14 protein-coding genes and 1 pseudogene are annotated in these 18,577 nt (G+C 42.3%); 5 read left to right on the forward strand and 10 right to left on the reverse strand.

The window, feature by feature from the left end; genetic code table 11:
* Positions 1–669 precede the first annotated feature (669 nt).
* Both KAI37_RS12680 and KAI37_RS26355 read left to right on the forward strand, forming a co-directional pair.
* Positions 670–2,832: an amidase gene (locus tag KAI37_RS12680; RefSeq protein ID WP_220031413.1), complete on the forward strand. Its 2,163-nt coding sequence runs from the start codon at positions 670–672 to the stop codon at positions 2,830–2,832.
* 188 nt (positions 2,833–3,020) lie between these two features.
* Positions 3,021–3,144 (forward strand): annotated as a pseudogene (locus tag KAI37_RS26355) (LLM class flavin-dependent oxidoreductase); the annotation flags it as partial.
* 196 nt (positions 3,145–3,340) lie between these two features.
* Here the strand turns inward: KAI37_RS26355 and ppsA are convergent.
* The 3 genes from ppsA to KAI37_RS12695 form a co-directional block, all read right to left on the reverse strand.
* Complete coding sequence (gene ppsA, locus KAI37_RS12685; RefSeq protein ID WP_220031414.1) at positions 3,341–5,953, reverse strand: phosphoenolpyruvate synthase; 2,613 nt, start codon at positions 5,951–5,953, stop codon at positions 3,341–3,343.
* Between the two features lie 622 nt (positions 5,954–6,575).
* The gene (locus tag KAI37_RS12690) at positions 6,576–6,947 is read right to left on the reverse strand and encodes a hypothetical protein (RefSeq protein WP_104494728.1); all 372 of its coding nucleotides are present in this window, start codon (positions 6,945–6,947) and stop codon (positions 6,576–6,578) included.
* A gap of 319 nt (positions 6,948–7,266) precedes the next feature.
* Positions 7,267–7,797 (reverse strand): GNAT family N-acetyltransferase, encoded by a 531-nt coding sequence (locus tag KAI37_RS12695; RefSeq protein WP_258383074.1) that lies wholly within the window; start codon positions 7,795–7,797, stop codon positions 7,267–7,269.
* Between the two features lie 116 nt (positions 7,798–7,913).
* Here KAI37_RS12695 and KAI37_RS12700 point away from each other — a divergent pair, with 116 nt between their 5' ends.
* Entirely contained in the window at positions 7,914–8,729 is an 816-nt protein-coding gene (locus tag KAI37_RS12700) for a MerR family transcriptional regulator (RefSeq protein ID WP_220031415.1), read from the forward strand.
* 74 nt (positions 8,730–8,803) lie between these two features.
* On the opposite strand, the gene KAI37_RS12705 is transcribed toward KAI37_RS12700, so the two are convergent.
* Positions 8,804–9,031 (reverse strand): hypothetical protein, encoded by a 228-nt coding sequence (locus tag KAI37_RS12705; protein ID WP_220031416.1) that lies wholly within the window; start codon positions 9,029–9,031, stop codon positions 8,804–8,806.
* 50 nt (positions 9,032–9,081) lie between these two features.
* Complete coding sequence (locus tag KAI37_RS12710; protein ID WP_104494724.1) at positions 9,082–9,735, reverse strand: GntR family transcriptional regulator; 654 nt, start codon at positions 9,733–9,735, stop codon at positions 9,082–9,084.
* Between the two features lie 160 nt (positions 9,736–9,895).
* Between KAI37_RS12710 and uxuA the strand changes: the two genes are divergently transcribed.
* Together uxuA and KAI37_RS12720 are read left to right on the forward strand one after the other, a co-directional pair.
* Positions 9,896–10,972 carry a mannonate dehydratase gene (gene uxuA, locus KAI37_RS12715; protein ID WP_104494722.1) on the forward strand — a complete coding sequence of 359 codons (1,077 nt, stop codon included), beginning with the start codon at positions 9,896–9,898 and terminating at the stop codon, positions 10,970–10,972.
* Positions 10,973–12,580: a mannitol dehydrogenase family protein gene (locus KAI37_RS12720; RefSeq protein WP_220031417.1), complete on the forward strand. Its 1,608-nt coding sequence runs from the start codon at positions 10,973–10,975 to the stop codon at positions 12,578–12,580.
* Positions 12,581–12,816: 236 nt separating this feature from the next.
* On the opposite strand, the gene KAI37_RS12725 is transcribed toward KAI37_RS12720, so the two are convergent.
* The 5 genes from KAI37_RS12725 to KAI37_RS12745 all read right to left on the reverse strand — a co-directional run bounded on the left by KAI37_RS12725 (position 12,817) and on the right by KAI37_RS12745 (position 18,330).
* Entirely contained in the window at positions 12,817–13,815 is a 999-nt protein-coding gene (locus KAI37_RS12725) for an NADP-dependent oxidoreductase (RefSeq protein WP_220031474.1), read from the reverse strand.
* A 177-nt stretch (positions 13,816–13,992) separates the two neighbouring features.
* A complete protein-coding gene (locus KAI37_RS12730; RefSeq protein WP_220031418.1) occupies positions 13,993–14,745 on the reverse strand; it encodes an SDR family NAD(P)-dependent oxidoreductase in 753 nt (250 codons plus the stop codon).
* 301 nt (positions 14,746–15,046) lie between these two features.
* Entirely contained in the window at positions 15,047–15,619 is a 573-nt protein-coding gene (locus KAI37_RS12735) for a TetR/AcrR family transcriptional regulator (RefSeq protein WP_071640907.1), read from the reverse strand.
* A 101-nt stretch (positions 15,620–15,720) separates the two neighbouring features.
* Entirely contained in the window at positions 15,721–16,758 is a 1,038-nt protein-coding gene (locus KAI37_RS12740; protein WP_071640909.1) for an aldo/keto reductase, read from the reverse strand.
* A 465-nt stretch (positions 16,759–17,223) separates the two neighbouring features.
* Positions 17,224–18,330 carry a Gfo/Idh/MocA family protein gene (locus tag KAI37_RS12745; protein WP_071640911.1) on the reverse strand — a complete coding sequence of 369 codons (1,107 nt, stop codon included), beginning with the start codon at positions 18,328–18,330 and terminating at the stop codon, positions 17,224–17,226.
* Positions 18,331–18,577 lie beyond the last annotated feature (247 nt).

The raw sequence follows: 18,577 nt of genomic DNA on the forward strand, positions 1-18,577 counted from the left end.
TCCATAAGTAAGGGTATAATTTCGAAGTAGTCGCTGTATTGTTGTTATCTGTTCTGAAATAGCTTTACTACTCGTTTTCACAATAAATACAGGAAAAATATCGTTTTTCCTAAATTTGTTTATAATCAATGTCAAAATTTTAATATCAGGGTTTAGAGAATCTAGAGTTTCTTCAAATCCAAAAACTTTGTATGGACTTAAGTTATTAACCTGAAGAATCATCTTAAGATACTTATGTGAATCGCCATTAACTAATTCAGAAGTTTTCATCAAATATGGAGAAGCTTATTTTTGATCATTAGGTCTAAATATATCGATGTTAATCCATCTAGATTGTTTTTTACGAACTTCTCTCAAAAATCACCAGAATACTCTTTCAGGCATATAATAGTTTTTTCAACATCTCTTCCTCTGGGATTAAACGAAATATAAATTTCTTTTTCGGAGGAGATTGATTTTTTGTATTCAGCGATGATGCAACAATCTGAATCATGGATTACTAGATTTCACATTAAAAGTAGCAAACTTCCTTGTGTATGGCATTACAAAAATTGACATTTCACATGAAAATAAGTAGTATAATTAGAAACATTTATACTGTAAAAGGGCCTTTTCTCATTCCCCTCTATTCAATTCCTGATTCTATCTATTTTAAGGAGTGAAAATGCTATGCGCGCACGAACGCTAAAAGCGAATACAAGGAATGTAATGGGTAACTATTGCAAATGGATCGCAGTTGGTATGATTTTAACTTTCACGGGATGTCCGCTTGCATCCGCCGCTCCTTCACCCTCATCCTCTAGTAAAACGAGTGAACCCGGCTCCTCCCTAGTTACATTTCAATTGCAAGAGGCTACGATTGCTCAAATGCAGGACGCGATGAAGTCAGGAGCACTCTCAAGTGTCGAGCTCACCGCCCTGTACCTTAACCGGGTATATGCCTATGATTCTAGTGGCATTCGGCTGAATTCCATCCCTGTTCTGAACCCCGACGTACTAAAAGAAGCCGCTCAGGCTGATCAACTAAGGGCACAGGGTATTAAGACCGGTCCTCTGCAAGGCATCCCCTACACGGTTAAAGACAGCTACAAGGTTAAGGGCCTTACTGTCGCTTCTGGATCTCCGGCTTTCAAAAACCTGATGGCAAAGGACGATGCCTTTACAGTAGAGAAGATACGCAAATCCGGTGGGGTGCTCATTGGTAAAACCAACATGCCGCCAATGGCAGCAGGGGGAATGCAAAGAGGCGTTTATGGCCGTGCTGAAAGTCCGTACAATCCAGATTATTTGGCTGCAGCCTGGTACTCTGGCTCCTCTAACGGATCTGGTGTATCAACAGCCGCCAACCTCGCTGCCTTTGGTATGGGGGAAGAAACGGTATCCTCGGGAAGATCACCAGCATCTAACAATGGTTTAATTGCTTACACGCCATCGCGGGGGGTAATATCCATTCGGGGGAATTGGCCGCTCTTCCCTATACGGGATGTCGTTGTCCCACATACGAGGACTGTCGAGGACATGCTCCGCTTGCTTGACGTGATCGTTGTAGAAGATAAGATCACCAAGGGTGATTTCTGGCGAGAACAGAAAGCCGTTCGGCTCCCTTCTGTCAACAGTGTCCGTCCCAAATCCTATTTAGAGTTGCGAGACACTCAAGCTTTGAAAGGCAAACGCATTGGCGTTCCGAAAATTTATATCGGTAAGGACCATGAAACCACAACTCCGATCAAATTCAGACCTTCGATTCAGGCATTATGGGAAAAAGCTGTAAAGGATTTAACTGCTCTTGGAGCTGAGGTAGTGGAAGTCGACTTCCCCTTGCAGGCGAACAGCGAGAAGGACCGGGCAACAGCGAAAACACCTGAAGAACGTGGTTTGATGCCAGCAAAGTGGGTTGAAAAGGAATTCGGGTTGCTTAATCCCTATGCAGCTGAGGAATTCCTTAAAAGTGTAGGCGATCCGAATTTCCCGTCATGGGCTAATATAGACCCCGCAACCGTCTTCCCGAATCCGCCCGGTTCGGTAGATGCCAAACGTGGCAGAGACCTTGGCCACTATGACGTATTTATTGAAACCATAAAGAAAGGTGTCACCCCTTATGAACAAATTCCTCAGTTTCATGAAGGACTACGGGGGCTTGAAAATGTACGAAAGATTGATTTTGAAAATTGGATGAAGCAAAACAACCTTGATTTTATTGCATTCCCGGCAAATTCGAATATCGGCAAAGCTGACTCCGATGTGAATGAAACATCCTATGAGGAGGCTTGGGAGAATGGCAACTATTTCTCCAATACGAATTTCATTCTACGCGAGTACGGGATCCCAAGTGTGTCTGTGAGTATGGGCGCTATGAAGGATACCGGAATGCCCGTTAATCTGACGATGGCAGGTGCTGCATACAGCGATAATGACCTGCTTCGTTACGCTTATTCCTATGAGCAGGCTACCAAAAACCGTCCTATTGCAGCACGCACGCCAGCGCTTGAGGATGAAACCTTTTCCTATAACCCGCAAACTGCTCTCCCACCCTCTAAACGCAAGGAAACAGGAACCCCTGAACTTAAGTTGAATGCTTCAATCACGGATAATGTTCTCGCTTTGGAAGGTTCAGTCACAGATCAAAGCGATATTGCACAGCTTAAAGTTTATGTCAATGGCATTCGTGTCGATATTACTGAAGATAAAGCCAATTGGTCAGCAACGCTTCCAACTACTAAATACAAACAGGGTGGTTCCTCCCAAGCCGATACGCTGCATATTCTCGTACTGGCCAAGGATATTTACGGAAATACCTCTACTCAAGTCAAGTCTGTCACTTTACCCCAATGACGAAGGACATCATAGAACTCACTATAATTGTGGGTTCCCTGACCGTAAGGTTATCATTAGAAAAGCTATCGCTGCAGCTGGCCTGAGCGACGGGATAGAGTGTAATATCCTATTCCTATCGCTGTTGCAATCCCGCTTCCATTTATTTGAAGGGGGCGGGCTGTAGCCCAGCTATCACCAAATAACTTGACGTATTGAACGATATTTTTGAGCGGTTTGAGGCTGGGGCTATTGACGGATTTGTTGGTTGAAAGAGGCTTGTTCAGAAGCGAATATGCAGGTTCGACTCTGAGGGCACACTTGGGTATTTAACACCTGATACTGTCGAGGACAAGGACTTGTACCTATTGCCGTAAGGACAAGAGATTTAGATTATCGGGTCAGCTATGTATAAATCATTTTGTTTCATGGATAAAAGGACGAACAGGGTAACCGCCCTTTTATCCATGACAGGTTGCATTTAATACTGTCCATTATGACAGAGGCTATTACTTGACGTATTCAGCCATTACAATATTTCGATATACCCTTCTGTTCCATGCACGCGAATTCGTTGCCCATCTTTTATCACTTTGGTAGCATTCTCCACTCCGACAACTGCGGGTAAGCCATATTCACGTGCGATAACGGCTCCATGAGTCATCAGTCCACCAACTTCGGTGACTAGGCCTTTTATGGATACAAACAATGGTGTCCAGCTGGGGTCAGTAAAGGCGGTGACTAATATATCTCCATCTTCCAGATCAGCATCTTCCATGTTTAAGATGACACGTGCTCGCCCCTCTATAAGTCCAGAAGAAACAGGTAAACCTACAATAGCTTCGGCTGGGAGATTTTCTCGTTTGTACTCACCCGCAATGATTTCACCATCAGACGTGATTACACGCGGGGGAGTTAGTTTTTCATATAATTTATAATCGTTTTTTCGTTTACGGATGATCTGATAATCCACTTTATTTGTGCGTACGACTTCGTGAAGTTCTTCAAAAGTGAGATCGTATATATCTTCTTTCTCGTGAATAACACCAGCTTGTACGAGTTGTTCGGCTTCTTTTAGTAAAGCCTGCTTATAAACGAAGTAGCGATTAACCAGGCCGTATTTGGGATATTCACGATAACCGATGAAATTCCGGATCAGGTCGATCATTCGTTTTGTTTCTTTGGCTTTTTGTTCACCATCCGGTAATTGCTTCAATCGATCTAATAACTCTTGTTCTTTTTTCAAAGCTTCCTGTCGCCCCTGCCCAAATTTCCGATGGCTAGCATTAGGCTCAAAGTTTTTGATATTACTGAGAATCATGGGGACAAGTATAATTGGTTTTTCACTCCAACGAGTTCTCGAAATATCGATTTCACCAGCACATCGCATTCCGTATTTGTTTAGATAAGCATAGATAGCGTCTTGAGTTTCCTGTCCACCATCCAACTTAACCAGTTCATCCATAAAATTATCATCTTTTACATGTTGTAAATAATCAATTACCTCCGGATAAGGACGAATCACATCTGCGACACCCAATAGCGCCAGACCCATTTCCGAAGTAATGTTGTTTGGTACAGATTGAGAAAGCGTATCTGCTGCGTTTTTTTCACCTAACCACTCGTACATTTTTTCATTGATCCATGACGAAGCATTCATAGCAGTCATAAAAACCTTTGAACTTTGTGGGTCAAATAAGATCTTCTTTAATTCTTGGAGATCTTCCAGAATAAAATCAAATAAATCTGCTCCTGATTTTGTTTGGATGTTTTGTTTTAATTCTTCTATCGATGTTTGGCTGTTCTTAATCAAATCAGAAACAATTGCCGGATCGTTTTCGATTTGTGCTTGAAAACCTGCAGACGACAACCCTTTATCGCTTTTACCGGAACTCAGTTCTGTTCTGTCATCTGGTAACGATTTTATAAAATCTCGCTCTATTAGAGTCATAAATGCGTCTTTTATGAGCGGATCAGATTGTCCCAGGGTATTTAAGAAAGTTTCTCTGCTGACAGGTGAAGCCAGCATATGTGTAACATCAACAAACAACCTTCCACCGGCTATACGCATGGGTGCAGGAGTTATTAACAGGTAAAAAGACAATCCCAATGGTTTTATCGGGTCAGTCATCATTTGTTGATGACCGACAGATACGTAAACGTGATTTTCTTGATCATTCGCTTCAGGGATCGGGTATAAAGTCGTGATTGGACGACTCTGGACAATATAAAAAGTATCATCAACCAAACACCATTCGATATCTTGTGGATAACCAAAATAAGCTTCGATCTGTCTTCCCATACGTGCCAGTTGTAAAATTTGTTGTTCAGTAAGGGTTTGAGTCTTTTGCTGATCGCGATCGATCTGTCGGGTCTCTGTTCCGCCTTCTCTTCGTCCATAGATAGCCAATTTTTTGGTCGCTATCCTCTTATCGATGATTTCCCCTTCCTGTACTTTATAACAATCGGCAGATACCAAGCCAGAGACCAGTGCTTCTCCAAGCCCAAAACTGGCATCGATTGATAGCAGCTTCCGGTTGGAGGTAGTCGGATCAGCGGTAAATAAAATTCCTGAAGCCTGTGGGAAAACCATCCTTTGAACGATAACGGATAAATAAACTTGACTGTGGTCAAATCCATTTTGCATACGGTAGATAACCGCGCGATCCGTAAATAGTGAAGCCCAACATTTGCTGATATGCTGCAAGATTGCTTCTTTGCCGATGACATTTAAATAGGTGTCTTGTTGACCAGCAAAAGAGGCATGTGGCAAATCTTCAGCAGTCGCACTAGAACGTACTGCATAAGCATGTTCCTCTCCAAACCTGGAGAGATAGTGAGTAACTGCTTCCACAACATCGGAAGGAACGTCTACTTCCATAATGATTTGACGAATCTGCCTGCTAATTTCACCAATTTGAGCTCGTTCTTCTGCTTTTAGCCTTGTTAGTCGGTCCAACAATGCATAATACATTTCTTTTTGTTCGATGGCTCTTTGATACCCCATTGTTGTAACACAAAAACCTTCTGGTACATGTATTCCTTCAATTTTTGATAATTCCCCTAAATTCAACCCTTTTCCGCCAACGAGCAAAAGCTGCGTTTTTTCCATTTCCTGAAAACCGAGAACCAAAGAACTCATTCAATATCTCTCCTAACCATTAAATTGAGAAAAAAACATTTGACAAGAGTTTAGCGGCATGGTAAAGTTGAAATATAAGATGTGATAATTATGATCATTCAAATTTTCAAAATCGTAATCTGATTATATCATCGTGTATGTTTTATATGCAATATAAAAGAACCTGATAAAACTATCCGGTTCTTTTTTGATTTCCGGCATCATTAGTCACATCAAAAACCATGGCTCGAGCCGAACTCAGTTACTGCATAGTTCCCTATCGGTCCTATGCAGCCTAAGGAAATCCTGAGGTTGCGTCGGGTTCTTAATGAGCTAACCTGCCCGCTAGTTCAGCGAACGAAGCGCGTATAGTGAACCTCTTATATTTTTTCCGGGCATGTTCATCTTTGCACTTGGGAAAATGGGAAAACATGAAAGTTTCTATAATTCACTTCATCTCACATGTGATTCTATAGGCTCTTCTTTATGATAAACTAAAAAGAAGATAATTTATTTCATTCTCTATTCCTGGCTTACACTTACTGTGAAACAATGTGATAGGTAATAATATATCTAGGATATGTTTGTTCCAATTGCCAAATTTACTTTACTCTCACTTACGTTTGTTATAAGCCCGCGTCAACTAGCTCTGCAAAAGCCGGTACAGTAGCGCCTCTCTCTTATTCTCAAACGTTCGCTGTATCTCCAGAAATTCGGGTACCTCCGACAACCGGGAGGGTCTGTACCCGGGGCCGCCGCAGCCGCATGAGTGGTAAGCGTATCCTTGTTGATATAGTAGCTCCACCTTTTTCCACTGCTTAATATTCGTTTGCTTCGGGGCCTGAAAATCATGACCCATGTCATGCATGGATGCCTGGCATTGCGGACAGACATGGCCAACCCGTTCATATTCATCCTTCGGTATTTCAAACCGTGATGTCTGCTTATATACCTTCCTGCAGGTAAAGCAGGCAAAGATATCTTTATATGGGCCGTACATTGCGTATCTGCACATATTGTTCCCCCCTTTATAATCTAGAATTGATCTGGCATTTTTTACTTACATCATGGAAATATTTCAGTACTTTTTTCAATTGTAATATAATTCTCCTTTTTACGCAGCGGTTTAGGAGGTTTACGGCGAGCGGTTGCGTAAAACATTATACCCGACTACACGCCCAATTTTATAGTCTTAAAACAGGGAATCTTCATTTTTGTCCTGTTTGAATCCAGGTATCGGAACTTTCATTCTATATGAATAAGTCCTAAGAGCTTTTTTCTCCCCCACATTATTTTTACTGGACCTACTATAATGCGTCCCTTGCTCAAATAAATTAAATTGAATTCGGATAAACAGCCGGAACATTGTACACCTCCCTGTACAGTTGATTCTTTATGAATTTAAATTGCGAGTCTGTCAAAAGATCGGGATAGCTCATGATACATAAAGGAAAATTAGAATTTCCCGCGCGCAGCGAAGGCTGAAGATACTTGTAGTTCCCTAACCGGAACCCAAGACGCTCGTAAAACCTGATCCTTCTCTGCTTTAGCTCATCTTCTGGCGGTTCGACTTCCAGAATTACTGGCAAAGTAGATTTCTTTATAAACCGCTCCATTAAACGTTTTCCTATCCCCCCTCCCCGAATCGTCGGGGAAACAGCAATATTCTCTACATATCTAAAACCCTCAAATTCCCAACCCGCGAGAAAAGCGATCACTTCGCCTTGCTTATTCTCTTCAGTCATCAGACGATAACGCGGATTAGAAAGTAATTCCTTCTGTCCTTCATAGTTTCGATATTCGATGATAGGAAAGGATTCTTTCATAATATTGAATATTTGATCAAATATCTCACGTTGAACCAAATTGCTCACTTCCTAGCTATAATTAATTTCTATCCTGTATGAACCACACTAAACCCTGGTATTATACTAGAGTCAAGAATTTTAATTACATTTAGAAATGTAAAGGTGTGAGTATAATGAAAGATTATTATAAAATAAGTGAAATATCGAAACTTTATGGAATTGGTATTGATTCATTGCGGTATTATGAGAAGTTAGGCGTATTGAAACCTCAACGTGATGTGAATAGTTACCGCATTTACGGTCTTAATGATATGTACAAGTTAAATATCATTCGCGATCTTCGTCTATTAGATTTCTCCATGCAACAAATCAAAGAATACTTGGATTATCAGAGTATTGACAATACTTTGGAACTGCTGCATGAAGAACAGATGCTCATTCAAAAGCAGTTAAAGGAGCTCCAAACGAAGGAACAAATGATTCATGATAGGATAGTGGTATTATCGGCAGCCAGCCAAATCAAAACAAACGTTTTTAAAATAAAAAAAATGTCTGAACGCCCATGTCTTAAACTTAAAATGAGAATAACCAGAGATGAAGAAATGGACTTCGCTATAAAAAAGCTACACTCAAAACATGAAAAAAAGATTCATGACTTCGGAAATCAACTTTATGCAGCTTCTGTATCGGTTGATGAGCTAAAAGATGGCGCACCGGTTGTGTTTAACTCTGTTTTTTTTATTCTGGATCAAGATGAAAATGACTTTACTCTTCCCGCAGGAGAATATCTTTCACTTTATTATCGTGGAGGTTATCATCAAAGCACAGACAGAATAATAGAAGTTATTACGTATGCAAAAGAAAATAACTTAAAAATATTGGGCAGTCCTTTTGAAATTTACGAGGTTGATAATCGAGATACTATACTTGAGGAAGAGTATTTAACGGAAATACAAGTTAGGGTTGGGAATCAAACAGTCACAGACTGAGGGTATTGCTGAAGTTAATAAGAAAGGCAAACATCAAGGTTATTTTAAGGTACCAAGCTAGACAATTTATTATATTATTCCATGAGCGTATTCAAGGAGGATTCCATCTGACATGTATACAAGTCCGCAAGTTCCTGTGAGGATTCCTCCAGTTTGACCACCGCCTGACTGTAAATAACAATACTCACGAGCAAGAATGGAATGACACAGGCTGGCATGTTGCCGGCCTTAAATTTTGCTGCAGTCTCGCATTTCTTACTCGCTCTTTCACCGACATATCCAACTCGTAGAACAGCCTCCATGAATTACTCACTTCTTCAATATTCATACATGTTAATTTGAGCTAGTTCCCTTATTTCTTGATATAATCAGCGAACTTCCGGAGAAAATCGAGCGAATGGATATCCTCTCTGAGATGATGATGAACCAGATCATCCATTTTGGTTGTTTCCTTATTTAACATGTATTCAAGCATAGCCTGGTGCTCATGCCAGATGCCCATCAGCTTCCCTGTTTCCAGCATATGCAGCTTGCGATATCTGATATAGTGAACATTCGACTGCTGAATGAGCTGCCAAAGAAACCCCCGCCCCACCAATTGGAACATGGTTTGGTGAAACTGATCATCCAGACTGAGAAATTGATCCGTAGCATGATCTTCTTCAATCACAGCTCTCTGTCTGTCCAGAATATCGCTCAGCTTCTGTACATCCTTTAATACAATTTGCGAAGAAAGCTCCTTCATAATCTCCTTTTCCAATGCGCTTCTTAAGTAAATAATTTGTTCCACGGACTCCAGATCAATATAGGAAACAATGTTTCCCTTCTTGGGATAAATATCAATGTAGGACTCGAGCGCAAGCCACTTCAATACATCGCGTAGCGGAGTTCTGGACAGCTGGAAGCGTTCTGACAAGGTCGTCTCACTGAGAAGAGTACCCGGCTTTAAGGTCAGGGACAAAATATCTTTTTTCAACAGTTGCATGATTTCTTCTTTTGTAAACATATCATTCCTACCTTCACTTTATAAATCTAGTTTTATTATAAAGCATTTTGATGTGACGAACTCCTCTGAAATTATCATTGACAAGAACAAATCTTATAATTTATGATCAACTCAATCTTGTATACAAGATAAACGAAATACAATCAGGGAGGGTATCGTTATGAATATGACCTGGAGATGGTATGGGGAAGGCAATGACAATGTTACACTGGATCATATCCGGCAAATTCCGGGAGTTATGGGCATTGTCTGGTCTTTACATGATAAGGTAGCCGGTGAAGTATGGGAAATGGAGCGAATTCAGGAAGTAGCTGATCAGATTACGAGTAAGGGCTTTAGTACGGCGGTCGTAGAAAGTGTAAATATCCACGATGATATCAAAATCGGCCTGCCATCCCGCGATCAATATATTGACATTTATATCGACACCATTCGAAAATTAGCCAAAGTGGGAGTCAAGGTGATTTGCTATAACTTTATGCCTGTCTTTGACTGGACAAGAACGGAACTGTATAAGGAACTACCTGACGGGTCCAACGCCCTCTTTTATGAAAAGGCTGCCATTACCGATGATCCCCGCCAAATGGTGGATCGGATTCTCGAGGGAGCCGGAAAGTTCACCATGCCTGGCTGGGAACCGGAGCGGTTGGCGAGACTGGATGAACTTTTTGCTGCTTACGCGGATGTCACAGAAGACAAGTTGTTTGACAACCTGAAGTATTTTCTTGAGCGCATCATCCCGGTCTGCGAGGAGGTTGACATCAAGATGGCCATTCATCCTGATGATCCGGCATGGCCCATCTTCGGATTGCCGAGAATTGTCCGTAGTCGTGAGACCATCCAGCGCATCCTAGATGCAGTGAACAGTCCCTATAATGGTCTAACCTTCTGCACAGGCTCACTGGGGAGCAATCCTGAGAATGATTTGCCTGCCATGATTCGGGAGTTTCACGATCGTATTCATTTTGCGCATATTCGTAATGTCAAGGTGTTTGAGAATGGTGACTTTATTGAAGTGTCACACCGCGGAAAGGACGGAAGCGTCGATGTTCCGGAAGTAGTTAGAGCTTATCACGAGAACGGCTATCAGGGATATGTACGCCCGGATCACGGCAGACATCTATGGGGGGAAGAAAAGAATTGTCGGCCAGGCTACGGTTTGTATGACCGTGCACTGGGAGTTATGTACTTGCTTGGTGTCTGGGATAGTCTCGCTCAAGGCAAAGGAGTGAAATAAATGCTCCAACTTAACCGGAAAGGCCTTTCAGACAAGGCGGCCTGGGGAGCAGCAGGCATCGAACTGCCAAAATATGATCTGGAGCTTGTAGCCAATAACACCCGAGTTAGACCACAATGGCTGCATTTCGGCGCAGGCAATATTTTTCGAGGGTTGATAGCCAACGCGCAGCAACAACTGCTGAATAAATTGAAAGCGGATACAGGTATTGTTGCAGCCGAAGTCTTTGATTTTGAAATGATCGACAAAGCCTATAAGCCTTACGACAATCTAACCTTACTGGTGTTGATGAGTGCAGACGGAAGATTTCACAAGAGCGTGGTCGCAAGCATCGTTGAGGGACTCGCAGCAGAGCAAAATCGTCCAGACGACTACCTCCGTCTGATTGAAACATTTGAGAATCCATCCTTGCAGATGGCAAGCTTTACTGTCACGGAAAAAGGATACGCCCTGACCGGGCCCGACGGCAAGTATCTGGCTGTTGTGGAGAGGGATTTGACGAATGGTCCTGAACAGCCAGTGCATGTGATGAGCATAGCTACTTCGCTTGCCTATCGGCGTTATCTGAAGGGGCGGCATCCAATGACCTTTGTGAGCATGGATAATTGCTCCCATAACGGCGATCTGTTAAAGGATAGTATGATTGCTATCGCCAAGGAGTGGACTCGCAGAGGCCTGGTAGAGGAAGGATTTGCAGACTATCTGCAGAATGAGGAGAAAATAACCTTCCCCCTAACTATGATTGACAAAATTACTCCCCGCCCTTCCTTGCAAGTACAGTCTGCTCTTCGGGAGCTGGGGTTAGCCGACATGGAGATGATCGTTACCTCAAGGCATACGTATACGGCTCCCTTTGTCAATGCTGAGGTTAGCGAGTATTTGGTCATTGAAGACAAGTTTACGAACGGGAGACCTGCACTGGAGGAAGCTGGCATCATCTTCACGAATCGGGATACGGTGGACAAAGTGGAGAAGATGAAAGTCACTACCTGTCTCAATCCGCTGCATACAGCCCTGGCCCTAGCTGGGTGTCTGCTTGGATATGAGCTTATTGCAGATGAAATGAGGGATCACACATTGCGTCGTCTGGTGGAAACCATTGGCTACAAGGAAGGTTTGCCTGTTGTAGTTGATCCCGGTATTATCCAACCGAAACCATTTATTGACGAGGTATTGCAGGAACGCTTCGCCAATCCCCATATTCCTGATACGCCTCAGCGGATTGCCACAGATACATCTCAAAAGATGAGCATCCGTTTTGGTGAAACCATAAAGTCTTATGCTAGCACAGATGGACTTGATCCTGCGAACTTGACTGCTATTCCCTTGACCATTGCGATCTGGTGTCGCTATTTGCTGGGAGTGGATGATCAAGGAGCACCCTTCACACTCAGTCCGGACCCGTTACTGGATACATTACAGGGATATTTGCAAAATACGAAGCTGGGCGATCAAACCTCCGAGGTTCGCTGCCTACTCGAGGATGACAAACTGTTCGGTGTCCGATTATATGAGATTGGTCTGGGCGACAAGATTGAAGCCATGTTTCATGAGATGCTGGCAGGTCCTGGTGCAGTCCGAAGCACGATAGAGAAGTATGTGAACTAGAACTTACATTAATGCAATCCCCCTGCCAGAAACTTTGGTCAGGGGGATTGCATTAATGAGAACCAATTCTTTAAATAATCAACATCCACATGACTAAGTATCTGTTCTTCTTCCCTTTTTTGGATTCACAAAGTAGTATCAAATCCCGTGTCGCTTCACCTGTTGTTACGTTTCCAGCAATAATCGTTTATTTAGGTCATCTCGTAACGGCGTCTATAATATTAGATGTGCTTACTTTAGAAGGTCACAATCACTTTGCCTTGGGAGTGGCCCATCGACACTTTAATCAGCGCCTTGTTAATGTCACCAAACGTATAAGTTGAATCTATAGAGGGCTTTATATTCTCTTTTTCAACAAGTTTAGTGATTTCTTGTAATTGACTTCCATTGGCTTGCACAAATAAAAAGCGATATTCATTTTGATTTTTACGTGCTAAAGAATCTAAGCGAGCACCCACTAGACCAAACACTGCTTTTTTCCACAACGGAAAATGATTGTCAACCGCAAAGCGATAATTAGGTCCGGCTTTCAATGATACCAATTTCCCTTGTCGTTTTAAAATGCCCAGTTCAGCTTTGATCTCTTTGGCACCCAAGGTGTCGATCACATAATCGATATCGGACAGTATGTTAGCATAATTCTCTGCCTTATAATTTATGAATTGATCAGCCCCGACCGACAGTGTACGTGATCTGCCTCTTTCACTTCCACTTGTAATAACATATAATCCCATTGATTTGGCAATGGGGATTGCCATAGCGCCAAATCCTCCGGTTCCTCCAGGAATGAATAGCTTTCTATTCGGCTGAGCATGGAGTACATCGTGCAATGCTTGATAAGCAGTCAAGGCAGTAAGGGGTACCGCAGCAGCTTCAATAAAAGATAGATTTTCAGGCATGATGGATAAAGCATCTTCATTTACAGCCGCATACTCAGCAAAAGCACCGATTTTATTAAGCGGCAACCTCGTATAAACAGGGTCACCAACCTTAAAATTCAAAACATCATCACCAACGGCTTCAATAATGCCGGATAGTTCATTCCCTAAAGTTAATGGCAACTTATAGTTGGCAATCATCCGAACACTGCCATTCAGATTAAGAATATCCAGTGGATTTACACCTGCAGCCTTTACTTTGACAAGTACCTCATGGTTATTGATCTGTGGTATGTTAACATCATTTAATTCCACTTGGATTATTTTTGAATATTTCTGTATTTGTGCTGCTCTCATCATTCATCCTCTTCTTTTACTAATTTGGGGATAGTATAACGCTAAGATCTTCCAGAGCTCGTTCAGCACGATTGACTAACAATAGATTCGTCCCAGATTGAGCGAATGTCTTGAGCAGCTTTTCATTCCCAAGATGCATGACATGAAGGTAAGTCAAATCTAATATATGAATTAAATTTAAAATTCTGGAATTATTGTATATATTTTTCCTCTCAGATTGAAATCATAGTTCTGGTCTACAATCCCTACCACCTCGTTGCTATCATAAAGATCCACCATGAAGCCCGCCATTTGTTTGGCAGTGTGGTACTTAGGCATGCTTGCTTTGTAATCAAATTCTTCAGTATCTAATGATTTCTTAACGAATTCCGTTTCTGTTATAGCTGGTGCTAAAACCTTAGCTTTTAGTTTTGCACCTTTAATTTCTAGTTCCTTTGCAAGCCCTTCTGTGAAGGCACTAACGTAATATTTAGATGCAGAATAAGCAACACTCCCAACAGCAATGGCATATCCGAGTGCGGATGAGACGTTAATTAACTGAGTTCCTTCTACATCAGCATAATCTCGCACATATAGTGTAGAAAGGATCGTCAAGGATTCGATGTTAACACGTAACATAGTTTCAACTTTATCTAAATTCTGTTCTGCTACAAAAGAAGCTTCACCGAGCCCCGCATTGTTAATCCAGGTCTCAATTTGGTATTCCTTTAAATTGTTATATAGTGTGTAGGCCTGATCTGTAACAGACAGATCACTTGTATGAACAATAACATTTACAGTAGGATCAATATCCTTAATTGCTGATTTGAGTTCTTCTAATTTATTCAATCTTCTAGCTACCAAAATTAAGTTTTTGCCACGTGTAGCAAAGCCCAATGCCGTTTCATATCCAATCCCTGAGCTTGCTCCTGTAATAACTGTATACTTCATAATATTCTCTCCTTCATAACATGCAGATTAGTATAAATGAGTTTTAAAGACGATTTTAGAACGATCATTCTTATTGGAGTAAAAAACAGTTAGATCTAACTTGCTATTAGCATATCAATTTTAGAACGAACAGTAAATAATTTTTTTGTGGCTAAGAATTTTAATTTTAGAGCTGTATTCCTTGACTTGTTTGAGGCAAAAGATACAAGTTCTTTCTTCAGTTAGAGAACAAGAACTTGTATCACGGAAACAAACTTCCATTTAGGTGACTCCTTTTGCCTGCCATGCTGTAATTCCACTTTTAATCTAAAGCGGACAGTGTCATATCAATAATATTCTTTAATTTTTGCTGATCCGTTGTTGTCTTAACCAACGTACGTAGCCCCAACCACGCATTCATTAAATAATGAGAAATAACTACAGGATCAAAGTCAGCCTTGAACTCACCCGATTGTTGCCCCTTTAGAACAAGGTTAGTCAAGAGTTCCTCAGTTCGCGAATAACTCTCATCAACTAAGGATGCAACTTCAGGATCCAACACGCCGAGTTCCACGCCTGAATTCACGAGAAAACACCCTAGAGGTTCTCCTTCATTTCTTACTGTCGCCTCAAACAACTCACGAATTAATTCTTTAATCGGTTTTTGTTTTTCAATTAGAAACCTCATTTTGCTGGTCTGCTTCGTTTCATATCGTTCGAGAGCTTTCATAAATAAGGCATGCTTATCCCCAAAGGTATCATAGATACTTCTTCGGTGAATACCCATAAACTCAACCAAATCTTGCATTGAGGTTTTCTCATATCCTTGTGCCCAGAACAGGTGTATTGCTTTATCTAATACTTCATTAACTTCAAATTCTTTTGATCTTGCCATCGTCATCACCTCGAATAATCATTATACAATTTAGTGAAGGATCGGCAAACTAGGTTTAAAAAAAGTGAATACATTACAGTTATGAGGTCTGTCTTATATATTTAACCCAAGATTCTTCGTTTGTCTGCTTGTAACCAATCAGGCGTCCAGCCTTTTTCCAGGGCATCCAGGGTTACTCCTGGCGGAACGATAGCATCTATCGCATCCAGGATATCAGTGCTTAATCGGATGTCACTGCCTTTTAACGTTTCACGTAGTTGCTCAATTGTTCTTGCCCCCACTATAGCAGAAGTAATTGACGAATGAGCTTGTGTAAATGCCATGGCAAGATGAGGCAAACTTAATCCTGCTTCATCTGCAAGGGTTTGGAGCTTAGCAATGGCTTCAAATTTGGTGCGATTTTCTTCTCGATCAGGGTCAACAACAGATTTTAAGCGTCCAGCGAAGGTGGCTGCTCTTGAATCCGGGGCAACGGCTGCTCCTAAACGATATTTCCCCGTCAGTAAGCCACCCGAAAGTGGGCTCCAAACAAGTACGCCCATTCCGTATTTTGCGGTTGCAGCAAGCAGATCGAATTCGATGCTTCGATTCAAAATGGAATACGGGGCTTGCTCGGATATAAAGTGTGCGGTATTTTTGCGTTCGCTAGTCCATTGTGCTTCGGTCACTTGCCATGCCTGAAAATTGGATGTACCAATGTAGCGAATCTTCCCTTCACGAACCAAGTCCGTAAGTGCGTCAAGACTCTCTTCAATATCGGTATGGAGATCCGGCTGATGTAGTTGATACAAATCGATATAATCCGTTTGCAACCTTCTCAAACTATCCTCTACTGCACGCTTAATCCAATATTTCGAGTTACCGGATTGATTGATCCCACTGCCCATGGGCATTCCGCCTTTCGTGGCCAGAATAACATCCTGCCTGCGTCCTTTTAGGATGTGACCCAGAATTTCTTCGGATTGACCACTTGAATAGACATCCGCTGTATCGATTAGGTTAATGCCTCCTGCCAAAGCTTCATCCAGTATGATTGCAGCTTCTTTCTCCGTATTGTTTCCCCAAAAACCAAAAGTACCTGTACCTAATACAAAACTGCTTACTTTAAGGCCTGTATTTCCTAATACACGATATTCCATGTTCAATCCATCCCTTCTCTATCTGTTATAATGAGAACGATCATTCTAATATGCGTAGAAGAGCGCCACTGCAAGATCTCACACCACTCCTCATAACTCTTGGCTTCTTATCCGTGTACTCCTCCCACGGCAATAATATAACATATTTAGAACGATCGGTAAAGAATGATTTTATGACCGAAATTAAGATCAGGTCCACGGTTACTTTGCTTAGTCTTTCCTCTCTTAGTCTTTGCTCTATAATTCTTTATTGAAAGGACTTCCACAACTTCTTTATCTGTCAAATTTTCCGAAAAGTGAACTAAGAAGACTCCAAAGCCGCGGTCAAAACGGAGCTGGAGTCTTCTTTTCAATAGAAATGAACATTCAAAGCGGAATGTAAAAAAATAAAAACTGACTTTTGGGACATGCCCTCCAGTCTTGTAATTTTTGAATGCTGCCGACTAGCACTAGGCTGACATTTGTTTACGTATCTAACGTGTACAAAGGCAGGTTTTCCGGTAAAGCCGCCGGACGCAGACATGTGCTTTGCATTGGATAGAAGGTCTGCTGATCGGAGGAATCGTGGAACGCCCACATCGCCTCCAGCACATGATAGGCCAATTCACCACTGGCGCGGTGAGGCCGTCCGCTGCGGATAGCATAGGCCATATCGGCAACACCGATGCCCCGTGTGTTCTCCTGGTAACCCGGCAGCAGCGGTACCTCTATCCATTCTTGCTCGCCTAGCACCCTATAGCGAATTGGCCCTCCGAACGTGTTCGGGTCTGGTACCTGTAGCGTGCCATGAGTGCCGTATACCTCGATAGGTGGCAGAGTGCTTCCACCAAAGATGTCAAAGCTGGTAATCAGCGTGCCGACAGCCCCCTGCTTGAAGCGCAGCAATCCGGCCACATGGGTCGGTATATCGACCGGGATGGTCTGGCCTCTCTTTTTCTCGCTTGTAATCATTCGTTGATCCATCGCCTTGCTTGTCATGCCCGAAATGGTAGCAATCGGACCCAGCAATTGCACCAGAGCCGTCAAATAATAGGGGCCCATATCAAACATTGGACCGCCGCCGACTGCATAATAAAATTCAGGATCAGGATGCCAATGTTCATGTCCACGGCTCATCATGAAAGCCGTAGCGGCTACCGGACTCCCAATGACTCCGTCTTCAATCAGCTTCAATGACGTCTGTATACCGGAACCGAAGAAGGTCTCCGGTGCGCAGCCGACAAGCAGTCCCTTTTGATGAGCAAGATCCAAGACAGCCTGCCCCTGCTCACGGGTGACGGCAAGTGGCTTCTCCACATAAACATGCTTGCCTGCCTCAAGAGCTCTGAGACAAACGTCGGCGTGAACGCCCGGAATGGTCAAATTAATAATGAGTTCGATCTCCGGATCAGCCAAAATCTCATCTACCGAATATACATTCGGAACGTTAAACGCTACCGCCTGCTCCTCTGCCCGACCTTGGTCCAGATCCGCTACTGCGTACAGCTCTAGAATGTCGAAACGATGGCAATTTTCCATGTAAATTCCGCTAATTTTACCACACCCGATAATGCCTACTTTCATTTTGTTCATGCCTGAACTCCCTTCTTCTTCAGAAAAAATGGATAATGGCATTCTTTTATTTCATCGGATACTATTCTGTCGCTGAACGGGGCTTGTAAACAAGCTCATTTATTCTGATTGTTAAATATTGTAAAATTACAAATCATCAATGTATCAATCAAATGGAGACTGGCAATACGAATTCAATTCAATTAGGACATCATTGCATAAGGGTAGATGCCTAACGGTATTACCGTCCGTGTTGTCTGTTCTCCTT

The organism is Paenibacillus sp. S25, from assembly GCF_019454085.1.
Classification (GTDB): Bacteria; Bacillota; Bacilli; order Paenibacillales; family Paenibacillaceae; genus Paenibacillus; species Paenibacillus polymyxa_B.

Excerpts from the sequence above, each read along its gene's own strand:
- KAI37_RS12745 (WP_071640911.1), bottom strand. The coding sequence starts at position 18,330 with ATGAACAAAATGAAAGTAGGCATTATCGGGTGTGGTAAAATTAGCGGA.
- KAI37_RS12710 (WP_104494724.1), bottom strand. The coding sequence starts at position 9,735 with ATGTTTACAAAAGAAGAAATCATGCAACTGTTGAAAAAAGATATTTTG.
- uxuA (WP_104494722.1), top strand. The coding sequence starts at position 9,896 with ATGAATATGACCTGGAGATGGTATGGGGAAGGCAATGACAATGTTACA.
- KAI37_RS12725 (WP_220031474.1), bottom strand. The coding sequence starts at position 13,815 with ATGAGAGCAGCACAAATACAGAAATATTCAAAAATAATCCAAGTGGAA.
- KAI37_RS12730 (WP_220031418.1), bottom strand. The coding sequence starts at position 14,745 with ATGAAGTATACAGTTATTACAGGAGCAAGCTCAGGGATTGGATATGAA.
- KAI37_RS12740 (WP_071640909.1), bottom strand. The coding sequence starts at position 16,758 with ATGGAATATCGTGTATTAGGAAATACAGGCCTTAAAGTAAGCAGTTTT.
- KAI37_RS12690 (WP_104494728.1), bottom strand. The coding sequence starts at position 6,947 with ATGTGCAGATACGCAATGTACGGCCCATATAAAGATATCTTTGCCTGC.
- KAI37_RS12680 (WP_220031413.1), top strand. The coding sequence starts at position 670 with ATGCGCGCACGAACGCTAAAAGCGAATACAAGGAATGTAATGGGTAAC.
- KAI37_RS12735 (WP_071640907.1), bottom strand. The coding sequence starts at position 15,619 with ATGGCAAGATCAAAAGAATTTGAAGTTAATGAAGTATTAGATAAAGCA.
- KAI37_RS12705 (WP_220031416.1), bottom strand. The coding sequence starts at position 9,031 with ATGGAGGCTGTTCTACGAGTTGGATATGTCGGTGAAAGAGCGAGTAAG.
- ppsA (WP_220031414.1), bottom strand. The coding sequence starts at position 5,953 with ATGAGTTCTTTGGTTCTCGGTTTTCAGGAAATGGAAAAAACGCAGCTT.
- KAI37_RS12700 (WP_220031415.1), top strand. The coding sequence starts at position 7,914 with ATGAAAGATTATTATAAAATAAGTGAAATATCGAAACTTTATGGAATT.
- KAI37_RS12720 (WP_220031417.1), top strand. The coding sequence starts at position 10,973 with ATGCTCCAACTTAACCGGAAAGGCCTTTCAGACAAGGCGGCCTGGGGA.